At 58.5% G+C, this 15,662-nt stretch carries 14 protein-coding genes; 7 read left to right on the top strand and 7 right to left on the bottom strand.

Annotation, left to right across the window (positions count from 1 at the left end; translation table 11 throughout):
* Positions 1–11: 11 nt before the first annotated feature.
* The gene (locus NTD86_RS06910) at positions 12–794 is read right to left on the bottom strand and encodes a sulfite exporter TauE/SafE family protein (RefSeq protein WP_262201416.1); all 783 of its coding nucleotides are present in this window, start codon (positions 792–794) and stop codon (positions 12–14) included.
* 117 nt (positions 795–911) lie between these two features.
* Between NTD86_RS06910 and NTD86_RS06905 the strand changes: the two genes are divergently transcribed.
* Complete coding sequence (locus NTD86_RS06905) at positions 912–1,667, top strand: NRDE family protein (RefSeq protein ID WP_262201415.1); 756 nt, start codon at positions 912–914, stop codon at positions 1,665–1,667.
* Positions 1,668–1,727: 60 nt separating this feature from the next.
* Here the strand turns inward: NTD86_RS06905 and ptsP are convergent, their stop codons facing one another.
* Complete coding sequence (gene ptsP, locus NTD86_RS06900) at positions 1,728–4,007, bottom strand: phosphoenolpyruvate--protein phosphotransferase (protein WP_262201414.1); 2,280 nt, start codon at positions 4,005–4,007, stop codon at positions 1,728–1,730.
* 21 nt (positions 4,008–4,028) lie between these two features.
* Positions 4,029–4,508 (bottom strand): RNA pyrophosphohydrolase, encoded by a 480-nt coding sequence (locus tag NTD86_RS06895; protein ID WP_019828104.1) that lies wholly within the window; start codon positions 4,506–4,508, stop codon positions 4,029–4,031.
* 143 nt (positions 4,509–4,651) lie between these two features.
* Between NTD86_RS06895 and NTD86_RS06890 the strand changes: the two genes are divergently transcribed.
* Entirely contained in the window at positions 4,652–5,308 is a 657-nt protein-coding gene (locus tag NTD86_RS06890; protein WP_262201413.1) for an HAD family hydrolase, read from the top strand.
* An 89-nt stretch (positions 5,309–5,397) separates the two neighbouring features.
* On the opposite strand, the gene NTD86_RS06885 is transcribed toward NTD86_RS06890, so the two are convergent.
* Positions 5,398–5,826: a DUF2269 domain-containing protein gene (locus NTD86_RS06885; RefSeq protein ID WP_262201412.1), complete on the bottom strand. Its 429-nt coding sequence runs from the start codon at positions 5,824–5,826 to the stop codon at positions 5,398–5,400.
* Between the two features lie 40 nt (positions 5,827–5,866).
* A complete protein-coding gene (gene ilvA, locus NTD86_RS06880) occupies positions 5,867–7,381 on the bottom strand; it encodes a threonine ammonia-lyase, biosynthetic (protein WP_262201411.1) in 1,515 nt (504 codons plus the stop codon).
* 131 nt (positions 7,382–7,512) lie between these two features.
* Between ilvA and rpiA the strand changes: the two genes are divergently transcribed.
* A complete protein-coding gene (gene rpiA, locus NTD86_RS06875) occupies positions 7,513–8,184 on the top strand; it encodes a ribose-5-phosphate isomerase RpiA (protein ID WP_262201410.1) in 672 nt (223 codons plus the stop codon).
* 87 nt (positions 8,185–8,271) lie between these two features.
* Here rpiA and NTD86_RS06870 read toward each other — a convergent pair whose 3' ends face one another.
* Both NTD86_RS06870 and NTD86_RS06865 read right to left on the bottom strand, forming a co-directional pair.
* Entirely contained in the window at positions 8,272–9,180 is a 909-nt protein-coding gene (locus NTD86_RS06870) for an SdiA-regulated domain-containing protein (protein WP_262201409.1), read from the bottom strand.
* Between the two features lie 72 nt (positions 9,181–9,252).
* Positions 9,253–10,185, bottom strand: coding sequence for an SdiA-regulated domain-containing protein (locus NTD86_RS06865; RefSeq protein WP_262201408.1), 933 nt, complete (start codon positions 10,183–10,185; stop codon positions 9,253–9,255).
* 626 nt (positions 10,186–10,811) lie between these two features.
* Between NTD86_RS06865 and NTD86_RS06860 the strand changes: the two genes are divergently transcribed.
* The 4 genes from NTD86_RS06860 (at position 10,812) to NTD86_RS06845 (ending at position 15,588) form a co-directional block, all read left to right on the top strand.
* Positions 10,812–11,576, top strand: a complete 765-nt coding sequence (locus tag NTD86_RS06860; RefSeq protein ID WP_262201407.1) for a hypothetical protein — start codon at positions 10,812–10,814, stop codon at positions 11,574–11,576.
* A gap of 207 nt (positions 11,577–11,783) precedes the next feature.
* Positions 11,784–13,025: an SfnB family sulfur acquisition oxidoreductase gene (locus NTD86_RS06855; RefSeq protein ID WP_262201406.1), complete on the top strand. Its 1,242-nt coding sequence runs from the start codon at positions 11,784–11,786 to the stop codon at positions 13,023–13,025.
* 11 nt (positions 13,026–13,036) lie between these two features.
* Positions 13,037–14,233 carry an SfnB family sulfur acquisition oxidoreductase gene (locus NTD86_RS06850; protein ID WP_262201405.1) on the top strand — a complete coding sequence of 399 codons (1,197 nt, stop codon included), beginning with the start codon at positions 13,037–13,039 and terminating at the stop codon, positions 14,231–14,233.
* Complete coding sequence (locus NTD86_RS06845) at positions 14,233–15,588, top strand: LLM class flavin-dependent oxidoreductase (protein ID WP_262201404.1); 1,356 nt, start codon at positions 14,233–14,235, stop codon at positions 15,586–15,588. Before NTD86_RS06850 ends, NTD86_RS06845 begins: the two co-directional genes overlap by 1 nt.
* Positions 15,589–15,662 lie beyond the last annotated feature (74 nt).

The following is a 15,662-nucleotide window of genomic DNA, read 5'->3' as shown; positions in this document are numbered from 1 at the left end:
GCGACTCCTCGTTAGATCAGGAAACTCAAGCCAACACAGAACAACAGTGCGGCAAACAGCCGTTTCAGCAAGCGTGGCGAGAGTTTGTGAGCCAAACGCGCACCGAAACGGGCAAAAAACATACTGGTCAGGGCAATCCCGATCAGCGCGGGTACATACACAAAACCGAGACTATGCGCGGGCAGGTCTGCATTGTGCCAGCCGATTACCATGAAACTTAATGCACCGGCGATGGCGATGGGCAGCCCACAGGCCGACGAAGTCGCCACCGCTTGCTGCATGGTCACACCTCGCCAGGTCAGGAACGGCACAGTCAGCGAGCCGCCACCGATACCGAAAATCGCCGACGCCCAGCCGATCACGCTACCGGCAAGGCTCAGACCCAACTTGCCCGGCACCGTTCGGCTGGCCTTGGGTTTTAGATCCAAAGCCATTTGCAGGGCGATGATCACGGCAAACACGCCAATGATTTTTTGCAAGTGCGGGCCAGAGATCGCCTCGGCGGTCAGCGCGCCAACACCCGCACCAACCAGAATGCCCAGACTCATCCAGGCAAACAGCCGCCACAGCACCGCGCCTTTGCGGTTGTGCGCAATGACCGAGTTGATCGAGGTAAAGATAATAGTGGCCAATGACGTGCCGACGGCTAAATGCGTCAACACCTCGTTGCTGAACCCCTGCAGGGTGAAACTGAACACCAGCACCGGCACAATGATCAGACCGCCGCCGACCCCAAACAGCCCGGCCAGTACGCCAGCGAAGCCTCCCAACACCAGATAGAGCAGAAATTCCATGACGCCCCCTATTTTGATCCGCATGGTAACGGAGCAAGGGCTTGGGCTCCACTGCATGGCGTAACACGCAGGGGCAATCTATAAGTAGAGTGATTAAAAAAACATTAAGGACTGCCCATGTGCCTGATTGTCTTCGCTTGGCGCCCCGGCCACGCACAGCCTCTGGTCGTTGCGGCCAACCGTGATGAGTTTTATGCGCGGCCCACTAAACCGCTGGCCCAGTGGGATGAAGCGCCCCACGTCTTTGCTGGTCGCGACCTGCAGGCAGGCGGCACCTGGCTGGGCGTGGGGGCCAATGGCCGCTTTGCCGCGTTGACCAATATCCGTGAACCGCATCAACCGCCCGGGCGGCATTCGCGCGGTGAGCTGGTGTCTGATTTCTTGAGTGGCAACAAGCCCATAGCTGACTATTTCGACGATGTTGGCCGACGAAGGCTGAGTTATGCAGGCTTTAACTTGCTGCTGGGGGATCGTGACCAGCTCTGGCATTTCAACTCCAAAGAGCTGGTGCCGCAGCCCTTGAGTACGGGGCTGTATGGCTTATCGAATGCCGGGCTGGACACACCATGGCCCAAGCTGCTCAGGGCCAAGGCGGCGCTGGCTGAGGTACTGAGCGACCCGCACCCGCAAGCCTTGCTCGCGCTGCTCGAAGACGCACAACCCGCGCAGTTCAGCGAGCTGCCGGACACCGGGGTCGGGCTGGCCACAGAGAAGTTGTTGTCGAGCGTGTTTATCGCCAGCCCCAATTACGGCACCCGCGCCAGCACCGCGTTGATCGTCAATGCCGATGGTTCTCGGGTGATGGTGGAGCACAGCTTCGGGCCGCTGGGCGGGCGTTTGGGCGAGGTGCGACTGGGACACCCCTCACCCTGACCCATGCAAAAACCTGTAGTCGCTGCTCAAGCACGAGGCTGCGACTACAGGGCTTGGCTATCAATACGGTTTGATCGCCGCCGGGTTCATCATGCGGGTCAGGCCCATGTTTTTCAGGGCCAGTTGCACGGTGCTGCGAATGACCTGCGGGTTGTCGATGGTCATCACTTCTGCCAGCAATTCCTTGGCTCGGCTCAGGCTCACCTGACGCAACATCCACTTCACTTTCGGCAAGTTGGTCGCGTTCATCGACAAACTGTCGAAACCCATGGCCATCAACAAGATCGCTGCCGCCGGATCACCCGCCATTTCGCCGCAGATACTCGCTGGCTTGCCTTCGGCATGCGCATCACGCACCACCGCTTGCAGAGCCTGTAGCACCGCCGGGTGCAGGTAGTCGTACAAATCGGCCACACGCGGGTTGTTGCGATCGACTGCCAATAAGTACTGAGTCAAGTCGTTGGAACCCACCGACAGAAAGTCCACCTGACGCGCCAGTTCTTTGGTCTGGTACACCGCTGCCGGGACTTCGATCATCACGCCAATAGGCGGCATCGGCACGTCGGTGCCTTCGTCGCGCACTTCACCCCAGGCACGGTGCAACAGGTGCAGGGCTTCTTCAAGTTCGTGGGTACCGGAGATCATCGGCAGCAAGATGCGCAGGTTATTCAGGCCTTCGCTGGCCTTGAGCATGGCCCGGGCCTGCACCAGGAAGATTTCCGGATGATCAAGGGTCACGCGAATCCCGCGCCAGCCCAGGAACGGGTTGTCTTCTTTGATAGGGAAGTACGACAGTGACTTGTCGCCGCCAATGTCCAGGCTGCGCATGGTCACCGGTTGCGGATGGAAGGCGGCGAGTTGCTCGCGATAAATCGCCAGCTGCTCCTTTTCGCTCGGGAAGCGCTGGTTGATCATGAACGGCACTTCGGTGCGGTACAGCCCCACCCCTTCGGCGCCACGCTGTTGCGCGCGCGCCACATCGGCCAGCAGACCGGTGTTGACCCACAGCGGCATGCGGTGGCCGTCCGGGGTAATGCACGGCAACTCACGCAGGGCGTCGAGGCCCTGGGACAGTTGGCGTTCTTCCTCGACCACATCGGCGTATTGCTTGCGCAGCACGTCGCTGGGGTTAGTGTAGACCTCGCCGTGGTAGCCATCGACGATCATCTGGATACCGTCGACCTTGGAATACGGCAGGTCGACCAGGCCCATCACGGTCGGAATCCCCATGGCTCGGGCCAGGATCGCCACGTGGGAGTTGCCCGAACCCAATACCGAGACCAGACCCACCAGCTTGCCCTCAGGCACTTCGCCGAGCATGGTCGCGGTCAGCTCTTCACTGACCAGAATGGTGTTCTCGGGATAGACCATGGTTTGCTGGTGATCGTGCTGCAAATAGGCCAGCAACCGGCGCCCGAGGTCGCGCACATCCGACGCCCGCTCGCGCAGGTAGTCGTCATCCATCAATTCGAAACGGTTGACGTGATCGGTCACCACCTGACGCAGTGCGCCCTGGGCCCATTGACCGGTCTTGATCACGTTTTTGACTTCGCTGCCCAGCGAGGCGTCGTCGAGCATCATCAGGTACACGTCGAACAGCGCCTGCTCTTCCGGGCGCAACTGGGTGGCGAGCTTCTTGGAAACCGCCCGCATGTCGTTGCGCACGCCTTCGAGGGCGTTTTTGAACAGGGCGATTTCAGCCGGAATATCCGTGATGGTCTTGTCGGGCACCACGTCCAGGTCAGCCGGAGGCAGCATGACCACCGCCGTACCGACCGCAGCACCGGGCGAACCGGGGACACCGACGAACTTGGCTTCCTGGATGCCTTTGCCCTGACGGCCCAGGCCACGGATCGACCCCGTGGCTTCGGCGTGGGCTATCACCCCGGCCAATTGCGCGCTCATGGTCACGAGGAAGGCTTCTTCACCTTCGTCGAACTGGCGGCGTTCTTTTTGCTGAATGACCAGAACCCCCACCACACGGCGGTGGTGGATAATCGGCGCGCCAAGGAAAGAGGCATAGCGTTCTTCACCGGTTTCGGCGAAGTAGCGATAGCGCGGGTGATCGGCGGCGTTTTCGAGGTTCAGAGGCTCTTCACGGGTGCCCACCAGACCGACCAGGCCTTCGTTGGGCGCCATGCTGACTTTGCCGATCGAGCGCTTGTTCAAGCCCTCGGTGGCCATCAGTACAAAACGGTTGGTCTCTGGATCAAGCAAATAGACCGAGCAGACCTGGCTGCCCATGGCCTCTTTGACGCGCAACACAATAATCCCCAACGCCGCCCTGAGATCTTTGGCGGCGTTTACTTCCTGGACGATCTTGCGCAGCGTATTGAGCATGGCTCGGGGTCGAACTCCGTGTCAGGCGCGCGTTAAAAGGCGCGGTGCAAGCTCTTTGAGCGCGCGACGGTAGACCTCGCGCTTGAATGTCACCACCTGGCCCAACGGATACCAATAGCTGACCCAGCGCCAGCCATCGAATTCCGGTTTACCGGTTAAATCCATCCGCACCCGCTGCTCATTCGAGACCAGGCGCAGCAAAAACCACTTTTGCTTCTGGCCGATACACAGCGGTTGGCTGTGGGTACGGACCAGGCGTTGCGGCAAACGATAACGCAACCAGCCTCGCGTGCAGGCGAGTATTTCTACATCTTCGCGTTCCAGGCCAACTTCTTCGTTCAGCTCGCGATACAAGGCGTCTTCTGGCGTCTCATCAGGGTTGATACCGCCCTGTGGAAACTGCCACGCGTCTTGATTGATACGGCGAGCCCACAGTACCTGTCCGGCATCATTTGTCAGAATAATCCCGACATTAGGACGGAAACCATCGGGGTCGATCACGGCAACAACCTCGCAAACGCATGTCGCCGCATTGTTCCACAAAGGTTGTGAAAGCAGCAACGCGCCGTCCTACCTTATGTGCACTCTTATTAAAAGACCGTATTCTTGTGGGCTTTCAACCGACAGCTCAGCGGGTAATTGCAATGCGTTTGGCTTTATTCGACTTGGACAACACCCTTTTAGGCGGCGACAGCGACCACGCGTGGGGCGATTACCTGTGCCGACGCGGCATTCTGGACGGTGACGCCTACAAAGCCCGAAACGACGAGTTTTATCAGGATTACCTGGCCGGAAAGCTCGACAATGCTGCCTATCTTAATTTCAGCATGGAAATTTTTGGCAAACATGACATGAATCAACTCGATCAATGGCACCGCGAATTCATGCGCGACTGCATTGACGAACTGATGCTGCCAAAAGCGGCCGCGTTGTTGGACAAACACCGCGAAGCTGGCGATACGCTGGTGATCATCACCGCGACCAACCGTTTCATCACCGCGCCGATTGCCGAAAAGTTGGGCGTGAAACATTTGATCGCCACCGAATGCGAGATCGTCGATGGCCGCTACACCGGCCGTAGCACCGACGTACCGTGCTTCCGCGAAGGCAAAGTGACACGACTGAACCAGTGGATGGAAAAAAACGGCCACAGCCTCGAAGACAGCTACTTCTATAGCGACTCGATGAACGACCTGCCGTTGCTGGAGCAAGTAACCCACGCGGTTGCGGTCGATCCGGACGACAAGCTGCGCGCAGAAGCGGTTAAACGTGGCTGGCCAGTGATTTCACTGCGCGATTGATCCCCTTGCCGCTTGTAGGGGCGCGCTTGCCTCGCGATCTTTTGATCTTTTAAAAGATCGCGAGGCAAGCTCGCTCCTACAGGGGTTGGTTAAACCGGCTTTGCGCCCATCATCGCCGCAATGGCGATAAAGCAGATCGCACAGAAAGCCGCCAGCACCACGGTAAACCACGGATGCTTGGCCACGCGCCCCAGTCGCAGGCGATTGAGCCGGACCACCAGCCACAACCAGCTCAAGCCACCCAACAGGTACAGACTGCTGCCGCCCAGCAACCACAGTTGGCTCAGCGGCCAACCCGCCATGTGCACCAGAAACCAGCCACTGACCGGCAGCGCCAGCAAACACAGGCCCATCAGCCCCCAGACAAAAGCCCACGGGCGACGCACCAGGTCACCCGCGAGGAAGGGGCCACCGGCACGCCAACGGCGAATCACCACAACCAGCAATACAAGCGCGCTGACAAACAGCAACAGTGTCGACACGCCGTGCAGCAGTTTTAACGCGGTGGACGTTTCCATGTGATTTATCTCTTGAGCCGTTCAATCAGCGTAGCGTCTATCAGCCAAGAAACAGCTGATAAGCCGGGTTATCGCTTTCATCCCAGTACGGATAGCCGATTTCAGCCAGCGCCGCCGGCACCAAATGACGCTCATCGGCAGGCACTTGCAGGCCTGCCATCACCCGGCCGTCCGCTGCACCATGGTTACGGTAGTGGAACATCGAGATGTTCCAGCGCCCGCCCAGCTTATTAAGGAAGTTGAACAGCGCCCCCGGACGCTCCGGGAACTCGAAGCGGAACAGCAGCTCATCACTGACCTTGGCCGCGTGACCGCCCACCATGTGGCGAATGTGCAACTTGGCCAGTTCGTTTTCCGTCAGGTCAACCACCGGGAAGCCCTGTTCAGTCAGGCTGGCCAGCAAGCCACTGCGCGGGTCGTTCTCGGGGTGAGTCTGAACGCCCACAAAAATGTGAGCTTCGCTGCCCGTGTGGTAGCGGTAGTTGAACTCGGTGATCTGACGCTTGCCGACCGCCTGGCAGAACGCCTTGAAGCTGCCCGGCACTTCAGGAATGGTCACGGCAATGATCGCTTCGCGCCCTTCGCCCAACTCGGCCCGTTCAGCCACATGGCGCAGACGGTCAAAGTTGACGTTGGCTCCCGAGTCGATGGCCACCAGTGTCTGGCCGCGCACGCCGCGTTGCTCCACGTACTTTTTGATCCCGGCCACACCCAGCGCGCCCGCAGGCTCGGTGATCGAGCGGGTGTCATCAAAAATGTCCTTGATGGCCGCGCAGATTTCATCCGTGCTCACGGTGATCACTTCGTCGACATAGTCTTTGCAGATATCGAACGTGTGCTGGCCGATCTGGCCAACGGCAACGCCGTCCGCAAAGATGCCGACGCTTGGCAGTACCACGCGCTCACCCGCCGCCATCGCGGCCTGCAGGCAATTGGAGTCATCGGGCTCGACGCCAATGACTTTAATGTCTGGCCGCAGGTATTTCACATACGCCGCAATACCGGCAATCAATCCGCCACCGCCCACCGGCACGAAGATCGCATCCAGCGGCGTCGGGTGCTGACGCAGAATTTCCATCGCCACGGTGCCCTGCCCGGCGATGGTGTGCGGGTCATCGTAAGGGTGTACGTAGACGTAGCCTTTTTGCTCGACCAACTGCAGCGAGTACGCCAGGGCTTCCGGGAAAGAGTCACCGTGCAGCACCACAATGCCGCCACGCGAACGCACGCCTTCAATCTTGATCTCAGGGGTGGTCTTGGGCATCACAATGGTGGCTTTAACCCCCAGCACCTTGGCGGCCAGCGCCAGGCCCTGTGCATGGTTGCCGGCCGAGGCGGTGACCACGCCACAGGCACGCTCGGCGTCGGTCAATTGCGTGAGCTTGTTGTACGCGCCACGAATCTTGAACGAAAACACCGGCTGCAGATCTTCGCGCTTGAGCAGAATCTGGTTGCCCAGGCGCTGAGAAAGCTGATTGGCAGGTTGCAATGGGGTTTCTACCGCGACGTCATAAACGCGCGAGGTGAGTATCTTCTTAACGTACTGTTCGAGCATTGGAAAGCTTCACTGGGCGGTTAGCAGGACCAAGGAGTCTACCCCAGCGTTTACACGGGCGACCATACGAATCCAAAGGTTTTAGTTATACTCCACGCCCTTCTGTTTACCCTTCCCGCCCCGGAGCCCGCATGACCCAGGATCAACTCAAACAGGCCGTAGCCCAGGCGGCTGTCGACTTCATCCTTCCCAAACTGGATGACAAGAGCATCGTCGGGGTCGGCACCGGCTCCACGGCCAACTGCTTCATTGACGCACTGGCCTTGCACAAGGCCGCTTTCGACGGCGCGGTGGCCAGTTCCGAAGCCACCGCCGCACGCCTCAAGGGCCACGGCATTCCTGTGTATGAGCTGAACACCGTCAGCGACCTGGAGTTCTACGTGGACGGCGCCGATGAGAGCGACGAGCACCTGAACCTGATCAAGGGCGGTGGCGCAGCCCTGACCCGCGAGAAGATCGTCGCAGCCGTGGCCAAGACCTTTATCTGCATCGCTGACGCCAGCAAGCTGGTGCCCGTGCTGGGCGCGTTCCCGCTGCCGGTTGAAGTAATCCCGATGGCCCGCAGCCACGTGGCCCGCGAGCTGGTCAAGCTGGGCGGCGACCCGGTGTACCGCGAAGGCGTGGTGACCGATAACGGCAACATCATTATCGACGTACACAACCTGCAGATCGTTAATCCAGTGGAGCTGGAGAGCCAGATCAACGCCATCGTTGGCGTTGTCACCAACGGTTTGTTCGCGGCACGTTCAGCTGACCTGTTGCTGCTGGGTACGCCTGAAGGCGTCAAAACCCTGAGCAAATAACCCGTAATCGTGTAGGAGCGAGCTTGCCTCGCAATCTTTTAAAGATCAAAAGATCGCGAGGCAAGCTCGCTCCTACACGGTGTTGATTTAAGGCTTTTTGAACACGTAAAACAGGTTCGGCTCACTCACGATATACAACGTTCCCTCTTCATCCATCGCGACGCCTTCCGCTTGCGGCACGGACTTTTCCAGGCCACTGCGCCCCTGTTTCAACGACAACGTGCTGAACGGGCGGCCTTTAATGTCCAACTCCAGCAGCAATTTGGATTCATCCGACAGCGCCAGCAAATGACCGCTGCGCTCATCAAACTGCAAACTCGACAGGTCACGCACAAACAACCGCGCATCGCGTCGCGGGTTGGTGATCACGTGGGTGGCATACGGCTGTAGCGGGTTGTCATGAGGAAAGCCGCGCACCTCGTAAATCAACATCGGATCACGTTCCTTGGCCACAAACAGGCGCTTGCCCACCGAATCGTAGGCCAGCCCTTCAAAGCCCTTGTTGCCCGACGGGCTGATCCCCAGCGTCAATTGCTCGGCCTCTTCGGCATTCAGCACTCGCGTGTTGTCATCAACCTGCACCTTGATCAGTCGCTGCGTGTATTCATCAGTGATCACATACGTGTTCTTCTCGATGAACTCGATCGCCTCGGCATCACCAAATCCGACCAGCGGTATCCTGCGCACGACTTGGCCATCCAGCGTCAGCTCTATCAGCTCCGGGTTTTTATTGGTCACGGTAAACAGGCTTTTGCGCACCGGGTCATACGTCAGCGCCGAGACATTGTCCTCAAGGCCATCAATCACCCGGCCTTGCAGCACAGCGCGGTACTCACCCAGGTTGATGGCATTCAGGTTGGCGGGTTGCCAGAGCAGGCTTAAGTTGAACCAGGTTCGGTCAAACAAGCGGTAATGCTGGGCCGCGAAGCCCGCGGCCAACAACGACACGAGCAACACGCCCAGAAGAAGCGGGGTAGAACGGCTGACACGCAGCATAAGGACAAGCTCTAGAAAAATCAGTCGGATGAAATATCACGACTGCATGAATTCAAGCTTAATCCGTAATGGCTATTTGGCTTTCTTCTCGAACCGATAAAAGAGGTTCGGCTCGCTGACCATGTACAGCGTGCCGTTGTTATCAATCGCGACCCCTTCAGCCCTGGGAATGGTGCTCTTGAGGCCATTGAAGCCACGCAGCAGGGTCATGAAGCTGACCTGCTCGCCCAGCTCATCCAGCTCCAGCAGCAAGTGGGAATCGGCTGACAGCACCAAGGTATGACCCGTACGCGGGTCAATACTCAAACCCGACAGGTTGCGCAGGTCCAGCTCATCACTAGGGACTTTCTGCTTGTTGCCCAAGAGGGTCTGACTGCCGTCACTCTTCCAGACGTACATGGCCGGCGGACGTTCCTCACCGAGCAGCAGCTGCTGGCGACGCGGGTCCCAGGCAATCGCCTCGAAGGCTTTGTTCTGGTCTTTTGAAGGCCCCAGGTCATATTTGGGGAAGTCGTTGATGTTCAGGGTTTTGGTGTCGGCGTCGACCTTCACAATGGTCAATAAATGATCACGTTCATCGACGATCCCCAGCAGCCCGTTCTCCATCACGGTCAAGCCTTCAGGGTTGCTCCAGCCCACCAGCGGCATCTTGCGCAGAACATCACCCTCAAGGCTCAGCTCAACCAGAAACGGGTTTTTGCCCATGACCGAAAACAGCGTGTTGGTCTGGGGGTTGTACGCCAGGTCCGAGGCCTCATCCTTCTCCAGCCCCGGCATCGGCTTGGCATCAATGACCACGCGGTAGTTGGGCAGCCAGACGCTCTCATTCTGATCGCTTTGGCTCTCAAACTGCTCCAGTACCCACAGAGCTCCCCGGTCATCCCAATGCAGGACAGACGCTATGGCGTAGAACAGCGCCGCCAGCAGCAAAAGCCAGTAATACCAACGCATGCGAAAACGCGAAGATCGGGGGGCAGACGATGTCTGCAGAGGGTCTGTGGCCATTAACGTGATCATCCTGGAAATTTGCTACGTCTAAATAACACAAAGCGGGCAAAACCGATTGCCCCTCTCGCGCTCATTATGCAGAGAGTGTGTGAAATTATTGCTAAGAAGCGCCAACCACTGAGCACCGTCGAGAAAGCTCTCACGTCCCCGCTACTTGCCCACCTGAAGCCATCGATTCAACCGTAGGAGTTATCTTTTATTCTCAGTAGCAATAAGCACAACTTGCCTGGGCATATTAAACCCTGAGCAACTTTAACAAGTAGCGTGGGATTTGTACCCACCCTCATTACATATAGTTACCTCTTTCATTCCGTTCAATGCATCTAAACTGCAGCAGCCAATAGCGCTTTAAAACGTATGACCAGTAGGAACTTTCTGATTATGACCAAGAGATGACCAATTATAATTTCACGCCTTGACACTCTTGCATTAAGACTCTTATCTAATAAAACAAATAGATCCACCCTTTACCCAGTGCCACCTTTTATTACCTCTACTACAGTGCACACGGATTGTTAGCCCGACTCTCCAGGCCACACAGCACCAGCCGCCTTGGCCGCCTTGAATACAGCCTCCATAGCCGTGCTGTGTGCCACTTAGAAGTCAGACAGGAGTTTTCATTTATGCCTTTTACCTCACATGCTCTAAAGTTGGCAGCACCCACACTGGAACAATCGAATAAACACACCATTTGCGCGCGCGCCGCCGAACATTTATTGGTCACCATAGCGCCCTACACCCATATGGAAGAAGGTGACTTGATTGAACTATTCTGGGACGGCTGCTATGTATCTTCACGGCAAATTTGCAAAACCGACATGGGCCGTCCGGTATCACTTAGAGTGCCAGAAAGTTTTATTCAAAACGGAACAGCGCGTCTTTACTATCGGGTGATGCACATTGGCAGTTGCCCGGCTCTTTCCGCGCAACTTAAAGTGCTGGTCAAACTCGACTGCCCGGGCGGTTTGGCCATCGGCGAAGAAAACCAGGGGCTCGCGCCCTTGATGATTCCCGACCAGATCCAGCGCTACGGGATCAACTGTAGCCAGATGAAGCGCGGCGTTCCCGTAACCATCGAGCCTTATCACAATATGGCAAGCGAGGATGAAATCACCTTGCTGTGGGGAGATGTCCGCCTCGACCTGCCCAAGTTGCGCCAGACCGACATCAACAAGCCCGTCAGCGTGTTCGTGCCCCCTGAAATCATCCAGGAAGCCGGTGAAGACCCAAAGCTGGAGGTCACTTACTGCGTGATCGACCGTGTGGGCAACAACTCACGCTGGGCACCGACCCGTACGCTGAAGGTCGGCACCAACAAGCGCTATATCAACGCCGCTCCCAAAGAAATTCTGCGCGCTGCCGAGACCCGCCCCAACTGGCGGGACTGAACGGAGCAGGTGGCACGAATCATCTATTCATATTCCGAAAAGTTAGTTCTTTTAATTTTTATACTCAATTAGGGTATATGCACCGGACCACCGGACTCTCTTGCTTTACTTCGCGCCGCTCAAGCGGCGCTCCAAAGATGAGGTAGGTATGGTCAGCAACACAATTACCCTTTCCGGGGCATTGCGTGCAGCCAAGGAGCGGAACTAATGACTCTTTTGGCAAATGCACAACTGCAAAGCGACTTGGATGTCGCGCCCCTGTTGTTGGCAGCGCACGTCCTGCGCACCGATAACGAAGCCCTTCAGGCCGCCCACGACTTGGCTAAAGCCGCGCGTGAGCACGCTGCAAAACGCGACCAGCACCGCAAACTGCCGTGGTCACTCATAGAAACCTTCACCCGCAGCGGTTTGGGCGGTATTTCGATTGCGCGTGAATTCGGCGGGCCACAGGTGTCTTTTGTCACCTTGGCTGAAGTCTTCGCGATCATCTCGGCGGCCGATCCGGCGCTGGGGCAAATTCCGCAGAATCAGGTCGGGCTGCTCAACCTGATTGCAAGCGTCGCGACCCCCTCGCAAAAAGAACAGTTATTTACCAGCGTGCTGCAAGGCTGGCGCATTGGTAATGCCGGCCCTGAGCGCGGCACTAAAAACACCCTCGAACTCAAAGCCCGGATCACGGCAGATGGCGAAGACTTCGTGATCAATGGCCAGAAGTTCTACTCCACCGGCGCGCTGTTTGCGCACTGGATCGCGGTCAAGGCGCTGAACGATGATGGCAAACAGGTCATGGCGTTTGTCCGCCGTGGCACGCCCGGTTTGCGCGTGGTCGATGACTGGTCCGGTTTTGGCCAGCGCACCACGGCCAGCGGCACGGTACTGCTCAACAACGTACCCGTTGAAGCAGAACTGGTGATCGACAATTGGCGGCTGGCTGAGGTCCCGAATATTCAAGGCGCCGTGTCGCAGTTGATTCAGGCCGCCATCGACCTGGGCATTGCCCGTGGCGCTATCGCCGATACCCTCAGCTTTGTCCGCGAGCGCTCACGCCCGTGGATCGATGCCAAGGTCGAGCGCAACAGCGACGACCCTTACGTAATCGCCGACATCGGCAAGTTGCACATCGAGTTGCATGCCGCCGAAGCGTTGTTGCGCAAGGCTGGTCGAGTACTCGACGAGGTCAGCGCAGCACCGATTGATGCACAGGCCGCCGCCCGCGCTTCGATTGCCGTGGCACAAGCCAAGGCGTTGAGCACTGAACTGTCGTTACTGGCCAGCGAAAAACTCTTCGAGCTGGCGGGCAGCAGTTCCACCCTGGCCGAGTTCAACCTTGACCGGCATTGGCGCAACGCGCGGGTTCACACCCTGCACGACCCCGTGCGCTGGAAATACCACGCCATCGGCGCTTATCGCCTCAACGGCACTTTGCCTGCAAGGCATTCCTGGATCTAACGGAGACACCCATGTCACTGATATCCAAACAGGTCCCGGTCATCCAGAGCGATGCCGAGGCCCTGAGCGTAGCGCGTGAGCTGGCCGCTTATTTCAAACGTGAAAGCACGGTGCGCGATCGCGAACGGCGCCTGCCACTCGATGAACTCGAACTGTTTTCCCACACCGGGCTGTGGGGCATCACCGTGCCCAAGGCCTATGGCGGCGCAGGCGTATCCAACGTCACCCTCGCCGAAGTGGTCAGCCTGATCTCAGCGGCCGACAGCTCGCTGGGGCAAATCCCGCAGAACCATTTCTATGCCCTCGAAGTGCTCCGGGTAAACGGCAGCGAAGCGCAAAAAAAACGGCTCTACACAGAGGTTTTAAACGGCCAGCGCTTTGGCAATGCCCTGGCCGAACTGGGCACTAAAACCGCCCACGACCGCACCACACACTTGGCCAAGGCCGAGCACGGCTATCGCATCAATGGCCGCAAGTTCTACGCCACCGGCGCACTTTACGCGCAGCGCATCCCGACCTCGGTGGTCGATGACAACGGCGTGCAGCACCTGGCCTTTGTGCGCAGCGACAGCGACGGTTTGAACGTCATCGACGACTGGAGCGGCTTTGGCCAGCGCACCACGGGCAGCGGCTCAGTGGTGTTCGACAATGTGTTCGTGGCCACTGACGACGTGATCCCGTTTCAAAGGGCGTTTGAGCGCCCCACCCCGGTCGGCCCGCTGGCGCAGATTCTGCACGCGGCCATCGACACCGGCATCGCCCGCGCCGCCTTTGAAGACGCGCTGAATTTTGTACGCACCAAAACCCGGCCCTGGATCGACGCCACCACCGACATCGCCAGCGAAGACCCGCTGACCCTCAAAAGCTTTGGCCAGTTGAGCGTGCGCCTGCATGCGACCGAAGCCTTGCTGGAACGCAGCGGCGAGTTCCTGGATATCGCCCAGGCCAACACCAACGCCAGCACCATCGCGGCGGCCTCGATTGCCGTGGCCGAAGCCCGAGCCCTCAGCACCGAAGTGGCGCTGAGCGCCGCCAGCACCCTGTTCGAACTGGCTGGCAGCCAGGCCACCCTGGCCGAGTACGGCCTTGATCGCCACTGGCGCAACGCCCGCGTGCACACCCTGCACGACCCGGTGCGCTGGAAGTACCACGCTGTCGGTAACTACTACCTCAACAGTGAAAACCCACCGCTGCGGGGGACGATCTGATGAGCAAAAAGAAAATCCTGCTCAATGCGTTCAACATGAACTGCATTGGCCATATCAACCACGGGTTGTGGACGCATCCGCGCGATACCTCGACGCGCTACAACACCCTGGAATACTGGACAGAGCTGGCAAAACTGCTGGAACGCGGGCTGTTTGACGGGTTGTTTATCGCCGATATCGTCGGGGTCTACGACGTTTATCAACAATCAGTTGATGTCCCGCTCAAAGAATCCATTCAATTGCCGGTTAACGACCCATTGCTGTTGGTTTCTGCCATGGCCGCCGTCACCCAAAACCTCGGTTTTGGCTTGACCGCCAACCTGACCTACGAGCCGCCATACTTGTTCGCACGCCGCATGTCGACCCTCGACCACCTGACCCAAGGCCGGGTGGGCTGGAACATCGTCACCGGCTACCTGGACAGCGCCGCCAAGGCCATGGGCCTGACCGAACAAGTGGAACATGACCGCCGCTACGACCAGGCCGACGAATACCTTGAGGTGCTCTACAAACTCTGGGAAGGCAGTTGGGAAAACGACGCCGTGCTGAACGACCCGGCGCAGCGCATCTACGCCCAGCCGGGCAAGGTGCACAAGGTCAAACACGCGGGCGAGTTCTATCAGGTCGAGGGTTATCACCTGTGCGAACCTTCGCCTCAACGCACACCCGTGCTATTCCAGGCGGGCAGCTCGGACCGTGGCCTGGCCTTTGCCGGGCGCCATGCCGAGTGTGTGTTCATCAGCGGGCAGACCAAGGCGGCGACCAAAATCCAGGTCGACCGCGTGCGGGCCAGTGCCACGGCGGCAGGCCGCAACCCGGATGACATCAAAGTGTTCATGGGCCTGAACGTCATCGTCGCCCCGACCGAAGCCCAGGCGCTGGCCAAGCGTGAAGAATACCTGGCCTACGCCAGCGCCGAAGCCGGGGTCGCGCATTTCGCCAGCTCCACCGGCATCGACTTTGCCGATTACGAGCTGGACGAACCGATCCAGTACGTGAAGAGCAACGCTATCCAATCGGCCACCAAAGTGCTGCAGAACAACGACTGGACACGCCGCAAGTTGCTGGAACAACACGCGTTGGGCGGGCGTTACATCACCGTGGTCGGCTCCCCTGAACAAGTGGCCGATGAGCTGGAGTCCTGGATTTCGCAAACCGGCCTGGACGGCTTCAACCTGACCCGCATCGTCACGCCCGAAAGCTACGCCGACTTCATTGATCTGGTGATCCCCGAGCTGCAGCGCCGGGGCTCCTACAAAACGGCGTATGACACCGGCAGCCTGCGACAAAAGCTGTTTGTCGAAGGCGAAGCCCATCTGCCTGAACGGCATACCGGCGCTTCTTTTAGACCTTAAAAACTGTAGGAGCGAGCTTGCCTCGCGATCTTTTAAAAAAAAAAAAAAAACAGCCGCCCCCCGCGGCCCACCCG

Source organism: Pseudomonas sp. 7P_10.2_Bac1 (assembly GCF_025465935.1).
Taxonomy (GTDB): Bacteria; Pseudomonadota; Gammaproteobacteria; order Pseudomonadales; family Pseudomonadaceae; genus Aquipseudomonas.
The sequence above is the reverse complement of the archived record's forward strand: the minus strand, read 5'-3'. Positions and strand labels throughout refer to the sequence as shown.